20 protein-coding genes, 2 tRNA genes and 3 rRNA genes are annotated in these 22,790 nt (G+C 58.6%); 14 read left to right on the top strand and 11 right to left on the bottom strand.

Annotated features, from left to right (window positions below):
* Window positions 1-108 precede the first annotated feature (108 nt).
* The 11 genes from RS9916_RS08925 to RS9916_RS08875 all read left to right on the top strand — a co-directional run bounded on the left by RS9916_RS08925 (window position 109) and on the right by RS9916_RS08875 (window position 12,373).
* Window positions 109-969, top strand: a complete 861-nt coding sequence (locus tag RS9916_RS08925) for an undecaprenyl-diphosphate phosphatase (RefSeq protein WP_007099035.1) — start codon at window positions 109-111, stop codon at window positions 967-969.
* 19 nt (window positions 970-988) lie between these two features.
* A complete protein-coding gene (locus RS9916_RS08920) occupies window positions 989-2,386 on the top strand; it encodes a TIGR03279 family radical SAM protein (RefSeq protein WP_007099034.1) in 1,398 nt (465 codons plus the stop codon).
* 25 nt (window positions 2,387-2,411) lie between these two features.
* The gene (locus RS9916_RS08915; protein ID WP_038023566.1) at window positions 2,412-4,142 is read left to right on the top strand and encodes a TolC family protein; all 1,731 of its coding nucleotides are present in this window, start codon (window positions 2,412-2,414) and stop codon (window positions 4,140-4,142) included.
* A gap of 6 nt (window positions 4,143-4,148) precedes the next feature.
* A complete protein-coding gene (locus RS9916_RS08910) occupies window positions 4,149-4,952 on the top strand; it encodes an inositol monophosphatase family protein (protein ID WP_038023563.1) in 804 nt (267 codons plus the stop codon).
* Between the two features lie 619 nt (window positions 4,953-5,571).
* A 16S ribosomal RNA gene (locus tag RS9916_RS08905) occupies window positions 5,572-7,056 on the top strand.
* Between the two features lie 184 nt (window positions 7,057-7,240).
* A tRNA-Ile gene (locus tag RS9916_RS08900) sits at window positions 7,241-7,314 on the top strand.
* A 9-nt stretch (window positions 7,315-7,323) separates the two neighbouring features.
* Window positions 7,324-7,396: transfer RNA gene (locus tag RS9916_RS08895), tRNA-Ala, on the top strand.
* 385 nt (window positions 7,397-7,781) lie between these two features.
* Window positions 7,782-10,647, top strand: a 23S ribosomal RNA gene (locus RS9916_RS08890).
* A 109-nt stretch (window positions 10,648-10,756) separates the two neighbouring features.
* Window positions 10,757-10,873: ribosomal RNA gene (gene rrf, locus RS9916_RS08885) — 5S ribosomal RNA — on the top strand.
* Together the 16S, 23S and 5S rRNA genes with 2 tRNA genes alongside form the textbook arrangement of a ribosomal RNA operon.
* Before the next feature lie 163 nt (window positions 10,874-11,036).
* Complete coding sequence (locus tag RS9916_RS08880; RefSeq protein ID WP_038023561.1) at window positions 11,037-11,999, top strand: YihY/virulence factor BrkB family protein; 963 nt, start codon at window positions 11,037-11,039, stop codon at window positions 11,997-11,999.
* 17 nt (window positions 12,000-12,016) lie between these two features.
* Complete coding sequence (locus RS9916_RS08875) at window positions 12,017-12,373, top strand: hypothetical protein (protein ID WP_007099030.1); 357 nt, start codon at window positions 12,017-12,019, stop codon at window positions 12,371-12,373.
* Window positions 12,374-12,390: 17 nt separating this feature from the next.
* Here RS9916_RS08875 and RS9916_RS08870 read toward each other — a convergent pair whose 3' ends face one another.
* The 7 genes from RS9916_RS08870 to RS9916_RS08840 form a co-directional block, all read right to left on the bottom strand.
* A complete protein-coding gene (locus RS9916_RS08870) occupies window positions 12,391-12,750 on the bottom strand; it encodes a DUF2834 domain-containing protein (RefSeq protein ID WP_038023557.1) in 360 nt (119 codons plus the stop codon).
* Window positions 12,743-13,018, bottom strand: a complete 276-nt coding sequence (xseB, locus tag RS9916_RS08865; RefSeq protein WP_007099028.1) for an exodeoxyribonuclease VII small subunit — start codon at window positions 13,016-13,018, stop codon at window positions 12,743-12,745. The genes RS9916_RS08870 and xseB overlap by 8 nt, the downstream gene beginning before the upstream one ends.
* A 24-nt stretch (window positions 13,019-13,042) precedes the next feature.
* Complete coding sequence (gene xseA / locus RS9916_RS08860; RefSeq protein ID WP_007099027.1) at window positions 13,043-14,212, bottom strand: exodeoxyribonuclease VII large subunit; 1,170 nt, start codon at window positions 14,210-14,212, stop codon at window positions 13,043-13,045.
* Window positions 14,202-14,426, bottom strand: coding sequence for a hypothetical protein (locus tag RS9916_RS08855; protein WP_007099026.1), 225 nt, complete (start codon window positions 14,424-14,426; stop codon window positions 14,202-14,204). Before RS9916_RS08855 ends, xseA begins: the two co-directional genes overlap by 11 nt.
* 3 nt (window positions 14,427-14,429) lie before the next feature.
* Entirely contained in the window at window positions 14,430-17,030 is a 2,601-nt protein-coding gene (gene hrpB / locus RS9916_RS08850; protein ID WP_007099025.1) for an ATP-dependent helicase HrpB, read from the bottom strand.
* A 228-nt stretch (window positions 17,031-17,258) separates the two neighbouring features.
* Window positions 17,259-17,642 carry a hypothetical protein gene (locus tag RS9916_RS08845; RefSeq protein ID WP_007099023.1) on the bottom strand — a complete coding sequence of 128 codons (384 nt, stop codon included), beginning with the start codon at window positions 17,640-17,642 and terminating at the stop codon, window positions 17,259-17,261.
* A 62-nt stretch (window positions 17,643-17,704) separates the two neighbouring features.
* On the bottom strand, window positions 17,705-17,935 hold the full coding sequence (locus RS9916_RS08840; protein ID WP_007099022.1) for a DUF2973 domain-containing protein: 231 nt from the start codon (window positions 17,933-17,935) through the stop codon (window positions 17,705-17,707).
* Between the two features lie 166 nt (window positions 17,936-18,101).
* On the opposite strand from RS9916_RS08840, the gene RS9916_RS08835 reads away from it, so the two are divergent.
* Window positions 18,102-19,229, top strand: a complete 1,128-nt coding sequence (locus RS9916_RS08835; protein WP_038024416.1) for a trypsin-like peptidase domain-containing protein — start codon at window positions 18,102-18,104, stop codon at window positions 19,227-19,229.
* 15 nt (window positions 19,230-19,244) lie between these two features.
* Here the strand turns inward: RS9916_RS08835 and RS9916_RS08830 are convergent, their stop codons facing one another.
* Complete coding sequence (locus tag RS9916_RS08830) at window positions 19,245-19,427, bottom strand: hypothetical protein (RefSeq protein ID WP_007099020.1); 183 nt, start codon at window positions 19,425-19,427, stop codon at window positions 19,245-19,247.
* Window positions 19,428-19,548: 121 nt separating this feature from the next.
* Window positions 19,549-21,270 carry an ABC-F family ATP-binding cassette domain-containing protein gene (locus RS9916_RS08825; RefSeq protein ID WP_007099019.1) on the bottom strand — a complete coding sequence of 574 codons (1,722 nt, stop codon included), beginning with the start codon at window positions 21,268-21,270 and terminating at the stop codon, window positions 19,549-19,551.
* Between the two features lie 83 nt (window positions 21,271-21,353).
* Between RS9916_RS08825 and RS9916_RS08820 the strand changes: the two genes are divergently transcribed.
* Window positions 21,354-21,548 carry a hypothetical protein gene (locus RS9916_RS08820; protein WP_007099018.1) on the top strand — a complete coding sequence of 65 codons (195 nt, stop codon included), beginning with the start codon at window positions 21,354-21,356 and terminating at the stop codon, window positions 21,546-21,548.
* 26 nt (window positions 21,549-21,574) lie between these two features.
* On the opposite strand, the gene RS9916_RS08815 is transcribed toward RS9916_RS08820, so the two are convergent.
* Entirely contained in the window at window positions 21,575-21,802 is a 228-nt protein-coding gene (locus RS9916_RS08815; RefSeq protein WP_007099017.1) for a hypothetical protein, read from the bottom strand.
* 177 nt (window positions 21,803-21,979) lie between these two features.
* Window positions 21,980-22,366 carry a hypothetical protein gene (locus tag RS9916_RS15145; protein ID WP_038023552.1) on the bottom strand — a complete coding sequence of 129 codons (387 nt, stop codon included), beginning with the start codon at window positions 22,364-22,366 and terminating at the stop codon, window positions 21,980-21,982.
* 111 nt (window positions 22,367-22,477) lie between these two features.
* Between RS9916_RS15145 and RS9916_RS08805 the strand changes: the two genes are divergently transcribed.
* Complete coding sequence (locus RS9916_RS08805; protein WP_007099015.1) at window positions 22,478-22,780, top strand: hypothetical protein; 303 nt, start codon at window positions 22,478-22,480, stop codon at window positions 22,778-22,780.
* Window positions 22,781-22,790 lie beyond the last annotated feature (10 nt).

The raw sequence follows: 22,790 nt of genomic DNA, 5'->3' as shown, positions 1-22,790 counted from the left end.
CCTCCGTTTGTGAAGAAAGAACCGAAACCTTAGAAGACCCATGCCAGAGGGCGGGGGCTGGCGCCTAAGCCGCGTAGCGCATAGCTTCGACCTGCTTTGGTCTTGGCAATGACTGACGTTGTGGCGGCTCCTGGCCTGCTGGCAGCCTGTTGGCGCAATTTCATCCTTGGGGTGGTGCAGGGGTTGACGGAATTCCTTCCCATCAGCAGCACCGCCCATCTCAAGGTGGTGCCTGTGCTGGCGGGCTGGGGAGATCCAGGGGTCTCCGTGACTGCCGTGATTCAGCTCGGCAGCATTGCCGCGGTGATCGCCTATTTCCGTAGCGATCTCAGCAACGTGATTCGTGGCATTGGTGCTGCCGTCAGTCGCGGGCAATGGCGCGAGCCGGAGGCGCGCCTAGGCCTGGCGATGGCGGTAGGCACCCTGCCGATTCTTGTGGTCGGGTTCCTGATCAAGACCTTTTGGCCGGGTTACTCCAGCTCGCCTCTGCGGAGCGTGCCCTCGATTGCCATCGTCTCGATCGTGATGGCACTGCTGCTTGCACTGGCTGAACAATTTGGTCCCAGAGTCAAGCAGCTCGTTCAGGTGCAGGGGCGTGATGGTTTCGTGGTGGGACTCGCCCAGGCGCTGGCCATCATTCCTGGGGTTTCCCGCTCCGGCAGCACCCTCACCGCCTCTCTATTTGACGGTTGGCAGCGGGCGGATGCGGCTCGTTTTTCTTTCCTACTGGGGATCCCTGCGATCACCATTGCCGGATTGGTGGAGCTCAAAGACGCTCTGGGGGATCCGAACACAGGTGGTGTGCTGCCCCTGCTGGTCGGGATTGCGTCTGCCGCGGTGGTGTCTTGGTTGGCCATTGATTGGTTGATTCGCTACCTCCAGCGCCACAGCACTTGGATCTTTGTGGTCTATCGCCTGCTGTTCGGTGTGCTGTTGCTGGCCTGGTGGTCAACCTCCGCAGCAAACTGAATGCAGCAGCTCCTTCGGCGTGTGGAATGAGCCCTCTGCCGGTGTCGCCGTCGCGGCGCTGGATCCTGACTCCGCCTCCCGGCAGCCTGCCCCGGCAGTGGTAGTTGCTGTCGAGCCCGGCTCGATCGGGGAGGAGCTTGGTTTTGAGCCCGGCGATCAGCTGCTCAGCATCAATGGCATCAGACCCCGGGATCTGATCGATTACCGCTACCTGTGTGTGGAGGAGGAGCTCCATCTGGAGGTCAGGGATGCGGCGGGAGAGCTGCATGAGGTCGACCTCGAGAAAGATGCCGATGACGGACTGGGCCTGGAATTCAGTGAGGCTCTCTTCGATGGTTTGCGGCAATGCAACAACGCCTGTCCGTTCTGCTTTATCGACCAACAGCCGCCCGGACGCCGCAGCAGCCTCTATCTCAAAGACGACGATTACCGCCTCAGTTTTCTCTACGGCTCGTATCTCACCCTCACCAACCTCACCGACGCTGACTGGCTGCGGATCGAACAACAGCGGCTCACGCCATTGTTTGTGTCTGTGCATGCCACAGACCCCGAGCTCCGTGGCCAGCTGTTGAAAAATCCTCGCGCTGGTCTGTTGATGGATCAGGTGCGCTGGTTCGCGGAACGCGATCTCCAGATTCACGCTCAGGTGGTGGTCTGTCCGGGTCTTAATGATGGGGATGCGCTTGAGCGAACGCTTCTCGACCTCGCTGGTTTTGCAGGCGGTGAGTGGCCTGCCGTGTTGTCGGCGGCCGTGGTGCCGGTTGGTTTGACCCGTTTCCGTCCGGATGGTGATGGTCTGGTTCCGGTGACGCCATTCGATGCCCGCGCCGTGATCGCTCGCGTTGAGCCCCTGCAGCAGCGCTTCCAGGCCCAGTTCGGGAGTCGCTTCGCCTGGTTGTCGGATGAGTGGTATCTGATTGCTGGTCAGCCCTTGCCTCCACGCGCCAGCTACGAAGACCTGCCTCAACAAGAAAATGGAGTTGGCAGCATTCGCGCGTTTCTCGAAGCGCTGGATGACGCCAGCACCGGGTTGCCCGTCTCCATTCCCACACCCTTACGCAGCAGCTGGGTTGTGGGCCGTCTGGTGGACGAGGCCCTGACTCCGGTCACGGCGCGCCTGAATGCGGTGGATGGCGTCAACCTTCTTCTCCATGGCCTGCCCAGTCCCTACTGGGGGCAGGATCAGGTGGTGACCGGACTGCTCACGGGGCAAGACTTGCTTCAAGGCCTGGAAGGACGAGAGTTGGGGGATCAGTTGCTCTTGCCGGCGGTGATGCTTCGCCAGGGCGAACCAGTGTTTCTGGACGACATGACGTTGGCGGAACTGGAGCAACGCCTACCCGTGCCGGTCCGCATCGTGCATGGAGCAGCTGACATCGTGGCCGCGGTGCTCGGCGAGACCCAAGAAAGCCCCTAAGCTCCGAGCCAGATTGTGAATTGCTGTGAGTCGGACTGCTGCTCGCCTGTTGCTCGTTGCCAGCGCCCTCACGTTTACCAATTTTGCTTCGCTTCGTGCTGAAGAGCTGAACGAAGAGACAGGGCTGCTGGATCAGACCGCACTGCCCTCAGCAATCGACACCCATGGATCAAGGCCAAAGGCTGATCCATCCGTGTTGCCTCCAGCGGCAACCACCCTCCCTGAGGACCTCACGCCCCTTGCATCCCCTCCATCGCTGGCCTTGCCCGACAAGCCCAGCGAAGTGAAGGTGCGTGAGTTGCGCCCCCTGACCCTGGAGCAGGCTGAGCGTCTCACCGAGGTCAATAACCCCAGCCTCAAGGCGGCTGCTAGCCAAGTTGAGCAAGCGAAATCCCAGTTGTTGGCTGCGATTTCTGCCTGGTACCCGACGGTCAACCTCACGGCCAATGGCTTGCCGCAGTACCTCTCCGCCGATCAATACCGCAACCCTGACTTCCTCAAGGTTCAGGACCCCGCTAGCCCCAGCTTCGGTCAGCCCCGCATTGACCCTGTCACGGGCAAGACCATTAGTCCTTACACCACCAGCAGCCAGTGGACCGCCAACTTTGCGGCTCAGGTGCAGTGGAACCTGATCGACCCTGCCCGTGTTCCCCAGATCGCCGCTGCACGCGACGGCTACGAGAAAGCGCGCGATACCTATTTAATTGCCCTGCGTGAGCTGCGCCTCAATACCGCCACCCGCTACTTCAACTTGCAGCGTCAGGACGAGCAGGTGCGCATTGGTCAGCAGTCGGTGCGGGTATCGCTCGTGAGTTTGCGCGATGCTCGTGCCCGTTTTGAGGCTGGCGTCGCCACCAAGCTGGAGGTTCTGGAAGCCGAAACCCAGCTCGCTCGCGACCAGCAGTTGCTCAGCGAGGCTGTCCGCGATCAAGCCAAAGCCCGTCGTGCGCTGGCGGCCCAGCTGGACCTCCCTCAGGACATCACGCCGACCGCTGCATCCCCAGCGCGGGTGACTGGAATCTGGCAACCCTCGTTGCAGGAAAGCATCGTGGCGGCTTATGCCTTCCGCGAAGAACTGGATCGCTTCATCCTCGACATCTCCATCAACAACAGCAATGCCAATGCGGCTTTAGCCGCAGTGCAGCCGCTTCTGAGCTTGGTCAACACGTTCTCCACCTCCCGAACCCAGGGACAGACCGCCGTTCAGACTCCAGTGGATATGGCCGATTACAGCTGGAGTGCCAGCAACACGGTGGCGCTCAATGCCACCTGGAACATCTTTGATGGCGGTCGGGCCCGTGCTCAGTACAGGCTCAACAAGCAGAAGGCTGAGGAGAGCACCTACAACTTCGCTTCGGAACGGGACAAGATCCGTCAGGAAGTCGAAGACAGTTTCTTCGATCTGCGCACGGCCAACCAGAACATCCACACCACCACCCGCGAGGTTCTCTCTGCACGCGAATCCCTGCGTCTGGCTCGATTGCGTTTCCAGGCCGGTGTGACCACGCAGCGTGAAGTGGTGGATACCCAGAGGGATCTCACCCAGGCCGAGGTGCGTTATGCCGATGCCGTGACCACCTACAACACCTCGCTGGCGCAGTTGCGTCGTCGCACCGGCCTGGATCAGGTCACGACCTGCCCTGCCGTTCAACTGTCGGCGACGAAGCCTGTTCAAGACAAGGACTACAGCGTGCCGATTGAGCCGATTCCGAATCGACCGGCCTGCCAAGCTGCTGTTATGTCGTCTGAGGGGTAGTTCCCGATCGTGGCAGTCGCGCTCTCGTCTCAGCAGCTCAATGCCGTGCATCAGCTGCTCGATCGGGTTGCTGAACGCCAGCGTCAAGATTTCGGGAATATCTCTGCTGATCTCAAGTCCGACGGCACGCTGATCACCACCTGTGATCGCTGGAGTGATGAAGCGATTACTTCGGGGCTTGGTCTGATTGCCCCCGGAGAAGGCGTGCTTAGCGAGGAAGGCTCGAAGTCTGTGCCCACCACGCAGGCTTACTGGGTGGTGGATCCCTTGGATGGCACCACCAACTTTGCTGCCGGAATTCCTTATTGGGCGATCTCAGTGGCGCGTTGGGTGGATGGTGTCCCCTCGGAGGTGTTCCTTGATGTGCCGTCGTTGCGGCAGAGAATCGTGGCGATCAGAGGGAAAGGCGTTTGGCGCAACGGCAAGCTCCTGACTTCGGACACACGCACTGCATCTGAGAGTGCCTGTGTCTCGCTGTGCAGCCGCTCGATTCGCGTGTTGCAACGTCGTCCCGATCGCCGTTTTCCGGGAAAAATTCGATTGCTTGGAGTCGCCAGTCTCAATTTGCTGAGTGTGGCGATGGGGCAGACCGCAGGTGCCTTGGAAGCCACTCCCAAGATCTGGGATTTGGCTGCAGTGTGGCTCGTGCTGAGTGAGCTGGAGTGTCCGATCATCTGGCTGTCGCGAGATCCGGGCAGCCTTAACGCCGGAGATGACTTATCAGATGCCGATTTTCCGGTCGTGGTGGCGGGAAACGTCGAGATGCTGGAGCGTCTCCGCGAGTGGGGCGAGGCGTTACTGCAGGCCTGAACTCCGTTTCGACTGCCCTACGCCGGTGGGTTTGGAGCACAGCCCATTGATGGGTTATGTTTTTGGACTGCGCAGGAGCCGAGAGGCGAGAGCGCAGGTCACGGTCTGATGAGGCGAGAGCTTTGTTGTGTCTGTGGCGCTTGCAACAGATGAGGGAGCGATCCCACGGTGTTGTAAGTTCATTAGGCGGTCGCGAGGCCGCAGCGCAGAACCACTCCTGAGAGGGAGTAGGGAAGCGAGAACCTGGACAATTGAAAAGTTTAGGAACTGACGCTTTTATCGCGTTTGGTTTTGAGCCGAACTGAAAGGTGAGGTGAGGAGCTGAATGGAATTGCGATAAAGGTGTGAGGTCCCGTCAAAAATTTTCGTTGCGTTGAAGTCATTCGCTGCAACGGGGAGGTTTTCACGAGCCTCTTTGTTGCCGGTGTGCGAAGTGACGGAGCAACAACCGGATCTGAGATTCTGGAAAGTCATGGATAGAGAGATCTAGAAGTGCACTCTTAAGAACCCTTTTTGTGTCAGCTGAAAGGAGGCAACAACTGCGGAGAGCATTTTTGCTGCTTTGCGGGTGAAGCAAATCATTTTGAGGATGTGAAAAACGTCTAAGAGGAAATGATCTACAACGGAGAGTTTGATCCTGGCTCAGGATGAACGCTGGCGGCGTGCTTAACACATGCAAGTCGAACGAACCTTCGGGTTAGTGGCGGACGGGTGAGTAACGCGTGAGAATCTGCCCTCAGGAGGGGGACAACAGCTGGAAACGGCTGCTAATACCCCATATGCCGCGAGGTGAAATGAATTTCGCCTGAGGATGAGCTCGCGTCTGATTAGCTAGTTGGTGAGGTAATGGCTCACCAAGGCATCGATCAGTAGCTGGTCTGAGAGGATGATCAGCCACACTGGGACTGAGACACGGCCCAGACTCCTACGGGAGGCAGCAGTGGGGAATTTTCCGCAATGGGCGAAAGCCTGACGGAGCAACGCCGCGTGAGGGATGAAGGCCTCTGGGCTGTAAACCTCTTTTATCAAGGAAGAAGATCTGACGGTACTTGATGAATAAGCCACGGCTAATTCCGTGCCAGCAGCCGCGGTAATACGGGAGTGGCAAGCGTTATCCGGAATTATTGGGCGTAAAGCGTCCGCAGGCGGTCCAGAAAGTCTGCTGTTAAAAAGTGGAGCTTAACTCCATCATGGCAGTGGAAACTTCTGGACTAGAGTGTGGTAGGGGCAGAGGGAATTCCCGGTGTAGCGGTGAAATGCGTAGATATCGGGAAGAACACCAGTGGCGAAGGCGCTCTGCTGGGCCATAACTGACGCTCATGGACGAAAGCCAGGGGAGCGAAAGGGATTAGATACCCCTGTAGTCCTGGCCGTAAACGATGAACACTAGGTGTCGGGGGAATCGACCCCTCCGGTGTCGTAGCCAACGCGTTAAGTGTTCCGCCTGGGGAGTACGCACGCAAGTGTGAAACTCAAAGGAATTGACGGGGGCCCGCACAAGCGGTGGAGTATGTGGTTTAATTCGATGCAACGCGAAGAACCTTACCAGGGTTTGACATCCTGCGAATTTCTGGGAAACCGGAAAGTGCCTTCGGGAGCGCAGTGACAGGTGGTGCATGGCTGTCGTCAGCTCGTGTCGTGAGATGTTGGGTTAAGTCCCGCAACGAGCGCAACCCACGTCTTTAGTTGCCAGCATTGAGTTGGGCACTCTAGAGAGACCGCCGGTGATAAACCGGAGGAAGGTGTGGATGACGTCAAGTCATCATGCCCCTTACATCCTGGGCTACACACGTACTACAATGCTACGGACAAAGGGCAGCAAACTCGCGAGAGCTAGCAAATCCCATAAACCGTGGCTCAGTTCAGATCGTAGGCTGCAACTCGCCTACGTGAAGGAGGAATCGCTAGTAATCGCAGGTCAGCATACTGCGGTGAATACGTTCCCGGGCCTTGTACACACCGCCCGTCACACCATGGAAGTTGGCCACGCCCGAAGCCGTTACTCCAACCCTTGTGGAGGAGGACGTCGAAGGTGGGGCTGATGACTGGGGTGAAGTCGTAACAAGGTAGCCGTACCGGAAGGTGCGGCTGGATCACCTCCTAACAGGGAGACAACACAATGATTTTGATGCCTGAGTGCTTTTATTCTTAGGCCGAAATCCTGTCACCTTAGGTCGATCGGTACCTCAGCTTTGAAGTCAAGAGTGTGCAGTGATGCAGATTGCTTGATGGAGATTCTTAGTTCCTAAACTTTGTCTAGGTCACACCCCAAAAGGGATGAGACTCCTGGGCCATTAGCTCAGGTGGTTAGAGCGCACCCCTGATAAGGGTGAGGTCCCTGGTTCAAGTCCAGGATGGCCCATTCGGTGTTGGGGGTTTAGCTCAGTTGGTAGAGCGCCTGCTTTGCAAGCAGGATGTCAGGAGTTCGAGTCTCCTAACCTCCACTGACCGAACTTTGTCCCCAACTTCAGAGTATGGAGTTGAGCTCGAATGGCGTGTGATTTAGATGTGTCCGCTGGAAGACCCCAGCTTCCTGTCATTCTAGAAATTGATCGAATCAGTTTTTAGTTGATAAGATGCTGGGCTCGAACTGAGCAATCAGTTTTGAGTTCTAGCAGAACCTTGACAACTGCATAGGTGAGTCTGGAAAGAATAAAAGCATCTCATGGATGCATCATTCTTTTATGGATGATGTTTGATTCTTGAGCAAGAGCCGAGACTCCACCACGTTCTTCTGATTGTGTCGAGCAATTGGGAGTTTGATCTTTAATTCAGCAATGAATTATGGAGAATCCGTTTCAACGACGGCAAGCGTGATGGAGATACATTGGTCAAGCTACAAAGGGCTCACGGTGGATACCTTGGCACACAGAGGCGATGAAGGACGTGGTTACCTGCGATAAGTCTCGGGGAGCTGGAAACACGCTTTGATCCGGGAATTTCCGAATGGGGCAACCCCTAGAACGGCCAGCTGAATCCATAGGCTGGCGCGAGCCAACCCAGCGAACTGAAACATCTTAGTAGCTGGAGGAAAGGAAAGTAAAAACGACTCCCTCAGTAGCGGCGAGCGAACGGGGAAGAGCCTAAACCGATAGTTTCGACTATCGGGGTTGTGGGACAGCGTTATGGAAAAGGGATGTTAGTGGAAGTGTTTGAATGGCACACCACAGAGGGTGAAAGTCCCGTACACGAAAACTGAACTGACCTAGCTGTATCCCGAGTAGCACGGAGCACGTGAAATTCCGTGTGAATCCGCGAGGACCACCTCGTAAGGCTAAGTACTCCTGTGTGACCGATAGCGAAACAGTACCGCGAGGGAAAGGTGAAAAGAACCCCGGGAGGGGAGTGAAATAGAACATGAAACCGTGAGCTTACAAGCAATGGGAGCCCTACTGATAGGGTGACCGTGTGCCTGTTGAAGAATGAGCCGGCGACTTATAGGCACTGGCGGGTTAAACCGGGAATGGTGGAGCCATAGCGAAAGCGAGTCTGAATAGGGCGTTTGTCAGTGTTTATAGACCCGAACCCGGGTGATCTAACCATGGCCAGGATGAAGCTTGGGTGATACCAAGTGGAGGTCCGAACCGACTGATGTTGAAAAATCAGCGGATGAGCTGTGGTTAGGGGTGAAATGCCAATCGAACCCGGAGCTAGCTGGTTCTCCCCGAAATACGTTGAGGCGTAGCGTCTCGTGCTCCAGCAGGGGGGTAAAGCCACCATTTCGGTGCGGGCTGCGAGAGCGGTACCAAATCGAGATGAACTCTGAATACCCTGTGTGTAGCGAGGCAGTCAGACTGTGGGGGATAAGCTCCATGGTCGAGAGGGAAACAGCCCAGACCGCCAGCTAAGGTCCCCAAATCAACACTAAGTGATAAAGGAGGTGGGATTGCCCAGACAACCAGGAGGTTTGCCTAGAAGCAGCCATCCTCAAAGGAGTGCGTAATAGCTCACTGGTCGAGCGATCCTGCGCCGAAAATGAACGGGGCTAAGTGTTGTACCGAAGCTGCGGATTTATGGTAGGGGAGCGTTCTATGTGGGGTGAAGCGTTAGCGTGAGCGGGCGTGGACTGCATAGAAGTGAGAATGTCGGCTTGAGTAGCGAAAACATGGGTGAGAATCCCATGCACCGAAACCCTAAGGGTTCCTCCGGCAGGCTCGTCCGCGGAGGGTTAGTCTGGACCTAAGGCGAGGCCGAAAGGCGTAGTCGATGGATAACAGGTCAACATTCCTGTACCGGTTATGTTTTGGGAAGAGGGACGGAGAAGGCTAGCCAAGCCAGATGTTGGTTACTGGTTCAAGCGTTCGAGGCGTTGAGGATCGGCGAAAACGATCCGAGCTGAGGCGTGAGTACGAGCTGCTACGGCAGCGAAGTTGGTGACGTCATGCTTCCAAGAAAAGCTCTATACCCGTTAAGGCATAACTGCCAGTACCCGAAACCGACACAGGTGGGGTGGTAGAGAATACCGAGGTGCGCGAGGTAACTCTCTCTAAGGAACTCGGCAAAATGGCCCCGTAACTTCGGGAGAAGGGGTGCCAGCGAGAGCTGGTCGCAGTGAAGAGTCCCAGGCGACTGTTTACCAAAAACACAGGTCTCCGCTAAGTCGCAAGACGATGTATGGGGGCTGACGCCTGCCCAGTGCCGGAAGGTTAAGGAAGCCGGTCAGCGTAAGCGAAGCTGGCGACTGAAGCCCCGGTGAACGGCGGCCGTAACTATAACGGTCCTAAGGTAGCGAAATTCCTTGTCGGGTAAGTTCCGACCCGCACGAAAGGCGTAACGATCTGGGAGCTGTCTCGGAGAGAGGCTCGGCGAAATAGAATTGTCTGTGAAGATGCGGACTACATACACCCGGACAGAAAGACCCTATGAAGCTTTACTGTAGCTTGGTATTGTGCCCGGGCTCTGAATGCGCAGGATAGGTGGGAGACGTTGATCTAGTGCTCGTGGGTGCTAGGGAGTCAATGGTGAGATACCACTCTTTCAGAGCTAGGGTTCTAACGTTCACCCGTTATCCGGGGAGCGGACAGTATCAGGTGGGCAGTTTGACTGGGGCGGTCGCCTCCTAAAAGGTAACGGAGGCGCGCAAAGGTTTCCTCAGGCTGGTTGGAAATCAGCTGACGAGTGCAAAAGCAGAAGGAAGCTTGACTGTGAGACCTACAAGTCGAACAGGGACGAAAGTCGGCTTTAGTGATCCGACGGTTCTGAGTGGAAGGGCCGTCGCTCAACGGATAAAAGTTACTCTAGGGATAACAGGCTGATCTCCCCCAAGAGTTCACATCGACGGGGAGGTTTGGCACCTCGATGTCGGCTCATCGCAACCTGGGGCTGAAGTCGGTCCCAAGGGTTGGGCTGTTCGCCCATTAAAGCGGTACGCGAGCTGGGTTCAGAACGTCGTGAGACAGTTCGGTCCATATCCGGTGTATGCGTAGGAATATTGAGAGGATTTCTCCCTAGTACGAGAGGACCGGGAGGAACGCACCTCTGGTGTACCAGTTATCGTGCCAACGGTAAACGCTGGGTAGCCATGTGCGGAGTGGATAACCGCTGAAAGCATCTAAGTGGGAAGCCCACCTCAAGATGAGTATTCCCATGGGGTAACCCAGTAAGGTCACGGGAAGAACACCCGTTGATAGGCTCTATGTGGAAGTCCAGTAATGGATGCAGCAGAGGAGTACTAATAGACCGAGGGCTTGACCAACATTTTGGTTCTTGCCTTGAAACAAGCTTGATTCTTTTCTAGATGAGATCACGCAAGTGATCAAAACCTATGCAGTTCTCAGGGTTCATCCTTGAGAATTGAGACCTATCCTGGTGTCCATAGCGCTGTGGCACCACTCCGATCCATCTCGAACTCGGTTGTGAAACGCAGCAGCGGTGACGATATTTGGGGGGTAGCCCCCTGAGAAAATAACTCGATGCCAGGTAAAACTCAATTTTCAATCTGAAGAAGGTGATGGCAGTGGTGTTGACACCCTCCATCGCCTCTTCTGAGAAGAAAGCCGCTCCGTCCGGGGCGGCTTTTTTTGTGCTCGCTTTCAGATCGAGATGTGGGGGGTTGCTAGCGTCGGGTATGGAAAGCTGATCTTGATGGGGCGTCGATCTGCTGTAAAGCGCGTGGTGCGGTCGCTTTGGCAGGCCTATCTGCGTTGGTGTCGCTATGACTGCGTTGATCTCAGTGCGGCATTTGCTTATTACACCCTGCAGTCGATCTTCCCGCTGCTGTTGATTGTGCTTTCGATTGCCTCCTGGTTTTTGGGGCGCCAGGTTGGCTTGACTGATCAGATTGTTGAGTATTCAGCCAATATTTTTCCGCCCTCAGTTGTTGCTTTGGTGCGGACAACGCTCGATCAGCTTGTGCGTCAGGGTGTGGGCGCTGGTGTTCTTGGTGCAGGCGTTCTGTTGGTAACGGCTGGCAATGTTTATCTCACCTTGCAACGTGGTGCTGATCGAATTTGGCATGGAGTCTTGCCTCGGGCTCGGGTTGATCTGCCTTGGCAGCAGCAGGTCTGGCAGTTCGTCAAAGTACGACTTGAGGCTTTTGTCGTTGTGTTGTTGATTGGATTGCTGATTGTTGTCGATCAGATCAGTGCCAATTTGCGCATGGTTCCGGCTGCCGCGCTCGCTGACTTTGTGCTGTCTGTGCCTTGGCTGGAAGGGGTCTTGCGTTATATCCCTGTGCTTAGTTTTGGTCGATTCTTAATTCCATGCCTCGGCTTTGCTGTTATGGCTCTGTTGTTGCAGTTTCTATTGCCCAGTCGTCGTGTCCCCTTGAAGCCATTGATCCCCGGTGCGGCGTTGATCGGAGTTCTGCTCACTGTTCTCAACTTGGCTGTCAGCCGAAGCATTCTTTCCTTGGGTTCACGTTTTCAGGCCTATGGCGTGATTGGAAGCGTTTTAGTGCTCACCTTGTGGGTCTGGATGGTGGGAGTGGTTCTCTATTACGGCCAATGCTGGAGCGTTGTGATTGCTCGCGGGTATCTGCGCCGCATCGGGGATCCGAACGTGACCGGCCTATCTCTCTTCCCAAAGATCGGCGACACTGAATCTTGATCTGAGCGGTTCGACCCTTGCGTTCTCCGATTCCCCTGGTCTGGATCGCGCTGTTGGCTTTGTTGTTGCTGCCAACCGCTGCCGGACGGGTGCTTCTCGATGTCGCAGGGGGCTTGATCTTGGTGGTGTTGGCACTGCCGGTGATCCTCGGTGGTGTGGGTTGGATCGGGTGGAGGCTGTTGCAGAGCCGGATGCGCACCTGCCCGGCTTGCGGCACGGTCAGTTTTGCCACCTCTGGAAGCTGCCAGATGTGTGGAGCTGAATTGCCGACCACGTCGTCGACTGGTTCTGCACCCTCTTCAGGCTCTGTCGAAGACAACGCGGTGCCTGCGAGCGCCGCCACCATTGACGTCAGTGCGGAAGAACTGGACTGAGGCCGAAGCGCTGAGCCCTAAGACGGATCACCGCTTTCCATTTCCATTTCTTTCAGTCGTGCTTCACGAAGGAAGAGAAACAGTGGTGCCCCACACGCAAATGAGATTGAGAAACAGGCCACCAGGGCAATCCACCAACGCTTCACTTGGAGACGTCGTGCCTCCACCACGATCCAGATGCTGACGGCTGTTGCGCCAATCAGTAGATCTCGACTGAGGGACCGTGCTGCAGCGTTGATATTCGCATCAGCGATGAATTGCTGAATGTCAAAGCCTGCCCCCCCTTGGGCCTGCATGAATTCAAGATTGGCTTGCCAGGGCAGGATTCCCCCCAGGATTGCCAGCAGCAGGTAAATCCAACGCACAGGATTAGTCATTGTTGGCGCTGTCTTTGAGCGGTTGGCTGGTCATCGTGTCGGGATCCAGCGTGAGTACGCTTTGCTCGACTGCTGCAAGCAGTGTTTCGCAGTGCTCGAGATAAATCTGGCCGCGCTGGTAGGTCTGCTGCAGATCAGCGAGTGGGATGGTGTCGCTCTGAAGTTGGTTGAGCAGTAGATCGGCTGCTTGCAGAGCCTCTTCATAGCTGAGGCTCTGTGCATCCTTGCGCCATTGTTTGAGAGGGTCCTTCGCCGTTCGAGGGGCCATCAGTTTTGCTCTACTGCTCGAACGCTACGGGGTGACGGGTTGCTCCGCGCTCGATGGTCGGATGCTCTGCGCCTGAACGGCGATGGTTCCATCGTTGAGACGCACCACCAGGTCGCTTCCTTTTTTGACTTCGCTAACGCTGCGAAACACCGTCCCCTCCGGCGATTCAAGGATTGCAAACCCGCGTGCCAACCAGCGTTGTGGCGAGAGTGCTCGCAACAGCTGCTGTCGCTGGAGCAGTTGATCGCGTCGTTGCTGCAGCAGCACCTGTGGTTGCAGCAGTTGCCAGCGTTGACGGCGCTCCCACAGCACCTGGCGTTTCCGTTCAAGCCACCATTGGCGTTGATTGGCGAGACGACGGAGCCGCTCCTGCAGTTGCAGGAGAGCCGTGTCGCGGGATGGCAAGAGACTGACGATCGCCGCTGTCGGCGTCGCCGCTCGGTGGTCTGCGACCAGGTCAGCCACCGTTAAATCGTCTTCATGGCCGATGCCAGTCACCACTGGCACAGGAAATGTGGCGATGGCTCGGCACAGCTGTTCGTCATCGAACACCATCAGGTCTTCCCTGCTGCCGCCACCACGGGCCAGCACCAACGCATCAGCCTGCAGAGGCTCGGGCGCGTCACGCAACCGCTGAAGCACGGAGCAAATACGGTTGCTGACGTCTCCTTGAACGGGGATGGGCACCACCAGCAGCTCACTGAGTGGCCAGCGTTCGCGGGCTGTGCGCAGCATGTCTGCCAACGCGGAGCTGGGCACGCTGGTGAGGACAGCGACGCGTCGTGGGGCGGTGGGCAGCGGCCGTCGCTTGAGCGGGTCAATCACTCCCTCGGCTTCGAGCAGAGCGCGCACTGCTTCAAACCGCCGTAGCACCGTGTTCAGGCTCGGTCGCAGATCGAGCACCTGGACGGCCAGGGTGGCGCGGGCCGCCCAGAAGTTCAGCTTCCCGACAACGGTCACCCCCTCACCGTCTGCGGGCACGTAGTCCAGTTGCTTCAGCTTGGAGGCCCAGGCCACGGCAGTGATGCTGGCCTCACCATCGGTGAGTGTGATCCAGAGGTGTCCTTTTTTGACCTGTGGTTTTGATGCGGTGGCCTGCACAAGAAAGCGGGGAGCAAACCCGCGTTCCAGCAGTGATCCGATGGCTGTGTTCAGCTCACGGACGGAGTAAGTCGGTGGGGCGTCAGCGGTCAAGGCGGCGGTAGAGCATGCCCCAGTAAAGGCACAACACAGTGAAGAACAGAACGAAAGGCAGCGCCCAGGTCTGATGAATCTGGGTGGCAAAGATGGTGAACAGCACCAGCGCACTGCTGATCAGCCGGGCGCCATCGCGGCGATTGTTGACGAACAGTCTGGGCAAAGCCAGCAGGCAAGTACCGACACTCTGGCGCAGGGCTGTTCGCGGCATTGCTCATCGGCTCTGGCCCTTGGCTTCCGCTTGGAGTCGGTTTTTGGTTTTTGCGGTGGCCTGGCAGGTGCGTGGATCGTCTGGCCAGGGGTGTTTTGGATAGCGCCCGCGCATCTCTCGCCGAACGTCCTGATAGCTCCCGTCCCAGAACCCAGCAAGATCCTGTGTGCGTTGCAGCGGCCGTCCTGCTGGCGAGAGGAGTTCGAGCGTGATCGGTAGCTGACCTCCCAGGACGGATGGACTCTGGTCGCAGCCGAACATTTCCTGGAGTTTGACGGCCAGCACAACCTCCTGTTCGCTGTAGCGCAGGGAGGCATGGCGCCCTGACGGAATTCGAATCTGTTCTGGCAGCAGCTGTGCTGCCCTTTGACGGCTGCTCCAGTCCAGATCCCCCCAGAGCGCTTCGATGAGGGTCTCTTCTTTGAGGTCGCGCCAACCCATGCAGCCATGCAGTGCATCCTGCAGCCAGGTTTCTGGTGCCATGCGCAGCTGTTCGTGGTCACGGCAGGGCCAGGGAGCACCTTGCTTTAGATGCAGCATCTGCAGGCGGGCCCGTAGTTGCTCCGCTCGTGCATTCCAGGGCAGCAGCTCGAGCCCCTGGTCGCGCACCTTGTCCAACAACAGCTGACAGGCTTCCGCAGTAGGCGGTTTGGGCTGCGGCAAGCTTTGAAGGTTGAGGGCACCCAACGCCAGGGTCCGGCGTGCTCGGACGCTGCTGCTGGCGTCGTCCCAGAACACGGTGGTGCGCCAGTTCCCTTCCAGCTCGGCTCGATCTTGTAACCAGGCTTTCGGTAGGGGGAGTGCCAGTTGGATCCGGGCATTGCGTCCTCCCATGTCGAGCCTTGCCACCGCCAGAGCGTCATGCCCCAACAAGGGGTCGCCCTCCGGCAGCTGGGCGCCCCGCCCTTGGCGCAGCTGATAGCGCCCGGGTTGCGCGTCGCGCTGTAGGGCGAGCCATTCAGGGAAGGCCGTGGCAATCAGGCGAGCCGCAATGGTCATGGCGTCGTCGCGTTCACCAGGCGGATCACTCCAGCCGGGCAAGGCCTCATCCGGTAGCGCCGGTAAGTGCTGAAGCTGGAGTTCCAGTTGTTGGCTGAGGCGCCGGATCGTGCCCATACGGTCGCCTCCGCGTTGCTGCAAACGTTGCAAACGGGCACCCAGATCGGCGCCATGGTCACGGGGGTTGAGCGGATCGCGTTCGCTGAGGACCGCGGCAAGATCCGCGCCGAGACCGCTGCACCCCCATGCGCGCGCCTGCACCAAGATCAGCGCCAGCCGTGGGTGAGTACCGAGCTGGGCGAGTTGCTTCCCCATGCGCGAGGGGGTTCCTGTGGGTGTTAGCGCACCCAGGTCTTTGAGCGCTTGCTGCCCCTCTTGCAAGGATGCCAACGGCGGGGGATCGAGCCAGGTCAGCTCTTGCCCCAGCCCAGCCCCCCAGGCCGCCAGGTCGAGCACCAGGGGTTGAGGGTCACAGCGGAGGAGCTCTGGTGGATCTTGTGCGGGGCGCCGTTGCTGCTCTGCAGGTGACCACAAACGCACGCACTGGCCAGGGCCTTGTCGGCCGGCTCTGCCTCTCCTTTGGTCAGCGCTGGCCTGGCTGGAAGGAACGGTCACCAAGCCTTCCATGCCAGTGCCCGGCGAATACTGGGTGTGGCGACTGAGGCCGCTGTCGATCACCAGGCGGACGCCGTCAATGGTGAGCGAGCTTTCGGCAATGGCGGTTGACAGCACAATCCGTCCCTCCACATCGGAACGGCAGGGGTGCAGCACTTGTGCTTGCGTGGCCAATGCCTGTTGGCCATGGAGGCTGCAGATCTCCCATCGCGCGAGGGAACTCGCCTGCTCCAGCTGGTCGCGGCAGCGCTCGATTTCGCGCAGGCCGGGCAGAAACACCAGCACGGTTGGCGGGGTTGGCGATGCCAGCTCTGGGGACGGCTGATCGAGCAGGGCAAGGCCATGGGCTTCGACAGCTCTGAACACCGTGCGGCTCAGGGACTCGTCCGCTCGGGGTGGGAGATGGCAGGTGCTGACTGGAAAGGCCCGCCCTTCGCTGGCGAGTACGTCTGCGTTTGGTAGCCGTGCTTGGAGGTCGCTGAGGTCGAGGGTTGCTGACATCAGCAGCAGGGCTAGATCAGGCCTTAACAGGGTCTGGGTGTCGCGCACCAAGGCCAGGGCCAGATCACTGTCCCGTCCGCGCTCGTGGAATTCATCGAAGATCACGCAACTGACCCCCTCAAGGTCTGGATCGGCCTGGAGGCGGCGCAGAAACAAGCCGGCAGTCAGCACTTCCAGCCGGGTGCGGCGGCTGCGTTTGCTCTCATGACGCACCGCGTAACCCACCCGTTCCCCGAGGGGCTCATTGAGCTGATCTGCCAGACGCGAAGCAGCGGCTTTGGTCGCCAGACGTCGGGGCTCCAGCATCAGCACTGTGCCCTCCATGGGAGGGATTTCAGGCCATTGACCGAGTAATGCCAAGGGGACTCGGGTGGTTTTCCCTGCTCCGGGAGGAGCCTGCAACAGGACAAGAGAGCCTGGCGAAAGGTTCTTGCGCAGGCGCTGCAGCAAGGGATCGATCGGGAAGGATCCCGATGGCGGTTGAGGCAACGCGGTTGCGATCAGCTGAACAGGTTGAGCAAGCCCAGAAGCAGGAGGCTGCTCAAAGCACCCATGGCAGCCAGCAGGCGCACCAGGGGGCCAAGGGACGATCGGAGGGTGGCCATAAAGAAAACCTTAAAGGCCGAACTTGTTCTGTCTAGCCCAACTGGGCCGGGCGTGCGGTAACGGTTCGCACGCCTTCATATCGCTTGTGAAGTACTCCCTCGGATGGATGGGTCAGCGGACGTGGCGCGCCCCATCAACGGGGTGATAGTCCTCGCCGGTCAGTTCCTCGTAAACGATGGCGGGGAGGCCGGTTTCAAACATGGTCTGCAGTGCTTCCTTCAAGTAAGGGTTCCAACCCCCGGTGCTCACCTGGCCATGGCGAACGGTCCAGTCCCAGGTGCCCTGAAGGTCCCGTGGGATGCGTCCTTCGCGGTCACGGCGTGCCACGAGGTCGAGTGATTCCACCAGTCCCACCTGGATGGGTTGCTTGCCGTAGGCAGGGGTGAGGCTCAGTTCCAGCCGCACGGGATCGTCTTTCAGCATCCGCAGCCGGAAACGAGGAGGCAATTTCACGGATTTGATCACCGCTGCCACGATCCGTGTTCGTTGATCCACCTTGGGAGTCCCCCCTACGAGTCCAATCGGCGCTTTCAGGGCTGCCGTGGCTCCAACCTTATTCAGTCGGGGTTCTCTGAGGGCTCCTGGTCTCCACTGAAACGAACCGTCAGGAGGTCTTCCTCCGTCAGGCGGCCGTCCTGATCAAGCAGTTCTGGATGCACGGTCACTTTGCCGGTGCGGTCTTTGGACGGGTGGGCGGCTTTGAACCCCTGCCCCATCACCCGGAAGGCTTGCCAAAGCAGCAGCACAAAAACGGCGCCGTAGACCAAGGGGAACAAGCTGTTGAGCATCGCGTCAAAGCTGGGGGTCGCGGTGGACCCTGTGCTCTGGGTCCTCGTGCATCTCTTCATCTTCGCTGGTCCGGTCGCATCCGGTCACGTCTGCGCGACCAATCCACGCGGTTCTTCGCGTCTTTTCTGTCTACGGTCTGTCGATCGTTGGCCTGAAGTGACAACCATGTCCGCTCGGCGATCCATCCCCCTGTTGATGTCGGCTGCGGCTCTGGCGATGCCCCTGTGGTCATTGGCTCCGGGCGCCACAGTTCAGGCGGCACCGGCCACCCAAGGATTGATCACGCCTCGCTCGTTTGTGGCCGACGCGGTCAAGCGCAGCGGTCCCGCAGTGGTGACCCTGGAAACCAAGCGCACGGTTCAGGCCGGCGGGCTGTCTGGATTTCCCAGGGGCTTGATGATGGACCCAGTCTTCCGGCGCTTCTTCGGTCTCCAGGGGCCTCTCGCTCCCCGTTCAAGGGTGGAAACCGGACAAGGCAGTGGCGTGATTTTCGAAGCTTCCGGCCTGGTCCTCACCAATGCCCATGTGGTGGAGAAGGCGGAACAGGTGATGGTGGGATTGCCCGATGGGCGTCGGGTCTCCGGCCGGGTGCTTGGCCAGGACAGCCTCACGGATCTGGCTGTGGTCCGTCTTGATCAGGGTGGCCCGTGGCCCACGGCGCCTCTTGGAAATTCCGACGCTTTGCAAGTGGGGGACTGGGCTATTGCTGTGGGTAATCCTTTCGGTTTGGAAAATACCGTCACGTTGGGGATCATCAGCAATCTCAATCGCAACGTCTCCCAGTTGGGGATCTCTGGGAAGCGACTCGACCTGATTCAGACCGATGCCGCGATCAATCCGGGTAACTCCGGTGGCCCGCTGCTTAATGCCGCAGGTGAAGTGGTGGGCATCAATACCTTGGTGCGTTCAGGCCCTGGGGCCGGTTTGGGTTTTGCGATCCCGATTAATCGCGCTCGTGTCATTGCCAAGCAGCTCGCCAGCACTGGCCGTGCCAGTCATCCGATGGTCGGCGTCACCCTCTCGGCCGTGCCTGCGCCCCGGCCCGGTGCCCCCAATCCCCATGGCGCCGTTGTGCGTTCTGTGGTGCCCAATGGGCCAGCCGCTCAAGCTGGTTTGAAGACCAACGATGTGATTGTGGCGATTGCAGGATCAGCGGTCAAAACTCCAAGCGATGTGGTCACGGCCATCGATCGCAATGGGGTCAATCGCCCATTGAAGGTGGAGGTTCAAAGGGGCAGTCGGCGGGTGGCGGTGACCATGACCCCGACGGAAATGGGTCGGTTGCAGCGCTGAACCGCATCACCAAGGTCAGGAGTCGGAATCGCGCAACTGTTCAACGCAACGGGTGACGCACTCCCCGTCATCAAGAGAGCAAGTGGTGATGCAATGGAAATAGGTTTCAACCGAATCCCAGGTCTGCTCGTGCTGTTGATCCGAGTTGAGACCGTTGTCGCCATTGGGGCCGTCATGGTTGGAGTGAAGGCTTGTCATGGCGGGCCCGAGGAGTCAGTGAAGTCAGCCTATGCAGACAAAACTGGTCGGCAAAGAGAAATAAGTCTTCCTGCCTAGCCAAGTATGAAGTTTCATCTTGCAATTTGCGCCTGATCTGGTATCAGCCTTTTTTGCGTTTTGCCTGTTTCTGCTTCTGTTTCGCCTGATTCGCTTTGCGTTTGGCTTCTTTTTCTGCTGCAACCTTGGCGAGACGCGCCTGCTCGGCTTCCTCCTGCTTTTTCTGTAGGTAGTAGTCGTAGTCGCCGCGGTAGAGGATCAGTTCTCCGTCGCGGAGTTCGACGATCCGATTGGCGACCCGGGAAATGAAATAGCGGTCGTGGGAGACAAGGAGAGCGGCGCCGTCATAGTCACAGAGGGCGTTCTCCAGCATTTGTTTGGCGGGAATATCGAGGTGGTTGGTGGGCTCATCCAGCACCAGCAGATTGCAAGGGGTTAGCAACATCAGGGCCAGGGCCAGCCGTGCTTTTTCGCCGCCGCTGAGTTTGCCGACTTCCTTAAAGACGCTCTCATTGCTGAAGCAGAAGCTGCCGAGTAAGGAGCGCACCTGGGTTTGGGTCCAGTCCGGCACCGCTTCAAAAAGGGTGTCGATCACCGTTTTCGTGAGATCCAAGGCTTCGGCCTGGTTCTGCTCGAAGTAGCTGGCAATGATGTTGTGTTCTCCGAGCCCGGCGCTGCCTTCATCCGGGGTCTCGATGCCCATCACAAGGCGCAGCAGGGTGGATTTTCCAGCGCCATTGGGGCCCACAAACGCGATCCGATCACCGCGCTCCACGTCCAGTTCCGCGCCAAGAAACAGAATCTTGTCGCCGTAGGAGTGGGTGAGGTTCTCAAAGCGGGCGACCTCACGGCCCGAGCGGGGTGCCGGCGGGAATTGAAAACTGGGTCCGCTCACGCTTTCCACAGGAGCGTCCACCAGTTCCACCTTGTCAAGCTGCTTCTCGCGGCTCTTGGCTTGGGTGCTCCGGGTCGCGCTGGCTCTGAACCGATCGATATAGGCCTGCTGGGTTGCGATCTCTTTTTGCTGGCGATCAAAAGCGGCCTGGGTGGCTTCCCGTTCTTGGGCCTTCTGTTCGAGGTGGGCGGTGTAGTTGCCGAGGTAGGCACGGGATACTCCGCGTTCAGTGCTCACGATCTGGTTGCACACCCGGTCGAGAAATGTGCGGTCGTGGCTGATCACGACGAGAGCCGCGGTTTGTTCGGTGAGATAGCCCTCCAGCCATTGAATGGTTGCGACGTCGAGGTGGTTCGTGGGTTCGTCGAGAAGAAGAAGGTCGGGATCCTGCAGGAGGATTTTGCCCAGGGCGATCCGCATCTGCCATCCGCCGGAGTAGTCCGCAACGGTGCGTTCTGCGCCTTCCGGTGTGAAGCCAATGGTGGGAAGCAGTTTGTCGATTCGAGCTTCCAGTTCGTAGCCATGCAGGGCTTCAAAGCGGGATTGCAGCCGCCCGAGCTCATGAATCAATTGGTCGAGATGCTCCGGGTCCTCGGCCGCTTTCTCTGATCCCATGTCAGCCTCCACTGCCCGTTGGCGGTTCAGTACTTCGGCGGCTTCACCGAAGGCCTGGAAGAGCTCTTCCCGCACGGTCCGTTGCGGGTCCACATCAAATTCCTGTTGCAGATAGGCGATCCGGGGTTCCCCTTGACGCACCACCTGGCCGGACGATGGCTCTTCCAGCCCGGCAATGAGGCGCATCTGGGTTGATTTTCCGGCGCCGTTCACGCCCACCAGGCCAATGCGGTCGCCTGGCTTGACCTCCCATGTCACATCTTTCAGCACCTCTCCCGTGGGATAGATCTTGCTGACGCGCTCCAGTCTCAGCACAGGTGTGGGGGCATGCGGCCCACATCATCCCGTGCGGAGGGGGCGATGCAGACTGGACTTCGCGAGAACGGAGCTCCGAGGCCATGCGGCGACTGGAACAGGTGACGGCGCTTGTGGTTGCCGCAGGCCTGGCGATCGTGAGCTACTGGCTCTTTTTCAGCTGGGCAGGCGGTGGTGGCTACAGCCGTCAGAAACAGCGCTCTGACTTGGGCTGTGTTCAGCCTGCTCTCCATGCTCAATGTCTGCCTGGGGGCGGCGGAGATCACCAGCCGAGCTGACGGCAAATGGAAATAGGGCCGGGAGGTTAGAGGCCGCCTCTGGCTTTAATCAGCCACTGTTTGGTGAGGTCGTCATCGAGGCTGCTGATGTGCGCTTTGACCTCGTCGGGTGTCACGGGCAATCCAAGGGACTGGCCGATCTCGCAAATGGCCGAGATTGCTCCGCTTGGATTCTGGAGCGCCTGGCGGAACAGGCCATTGGTGAGCTCATGATCACTCTCGATCCTGCGGTAGAGCTCAGCAGCGTTGCTCATGGAGAGGGTGGCAACTCTCCTTCAAGCTATTCAGAGTCGCCGGTTTTGGATTGCCGCTGTTGTGAACCTGCGGATTGTTCACTCATGCAGACGTTGTCTCTCGCTTGGCTTCTGGAGTGAATGCCAGGCTTTTTTGCGACAGGCTGTTCTGCGATAAAGGTTGTTGGGCAACAACCTTCAGGCAGCACTCTCGAGGTCGGAATCGCGGAGGCCGGATGCCGAGGCGTCTTCCATGCTGCGGGCATCCATGCAGAGCACTTTGCGCAGCTGGGCGTAGTTGGCCGCCTGAGATTGACGCCCTTCCTGCACAGCACCGAATTCAGCCCTTTGCAACACGTGGTGCAAATGGGTGAGCAGATAGGTGCTGATCACAGCCGACACAAGCACGTCGCTGTTTTCTTGGCTGCGCTGCGCTGGAGCGCTGCGCCTGCGGCGTGCCGAGGTCCTGGATGCAGCCCGAGGAGCGCGCCTGCTGGGGGGCGTCTTCGGGAGCTCAGGGGCCGTCTTGCCTGTTGTTGCAGTGGCTTCCCCAGCGTTGGGCGCCTGGCTGGCTGATCGGGGCATGGGCTCTCCGGGTGGGTGAGCAAGGTGCTGAAGCGTGACCACAGCATAGTGCTGGATACTATCCTTGCGCATCTGACTACACTCTGAAGTAGCTCTGACGCACTCAGGGGCATGGCCACCCGCCAAACCTCATCCAGTGGCAAGCCGAAGTCGCCTCGGATTCAGGTGGTGCTGCCCGAAGAATTGTGCGAACGGCTGGCGGCCCTGGCCGAGCAGGAGTCGCGCACCGTTAGCAACATGGCCAAGGTGCTGATTCAGCAGGGCGTGCAGCGTTTTGAGCAGGGTGCGCCCCAGGCGCCTGTGGCTCAGCCAAGGGCACGAGACTCGGCTCAGATTCGCTCCGAATTGGAATCCCAGCCGGCCCGTCGGTTGCGGGGTGCCCCCCGTCGGCTGCGCTTGTTTCGGCCGGGCTGATTCAAGTCCG

Origin of the sequence: Synechococcus sp. RS9916 (assembly GCF_000153825.1) — a bacterium.
Classification (GTDB): domain Bacteria; phylum Cyanobacteriota; class Cyanobacteriia; order PCC-6307; family Cyanobiaceae; genus Synechococcus_C.
This window is presented reverse-complemented; position numbering and strand designations above follow the sequence as displayed.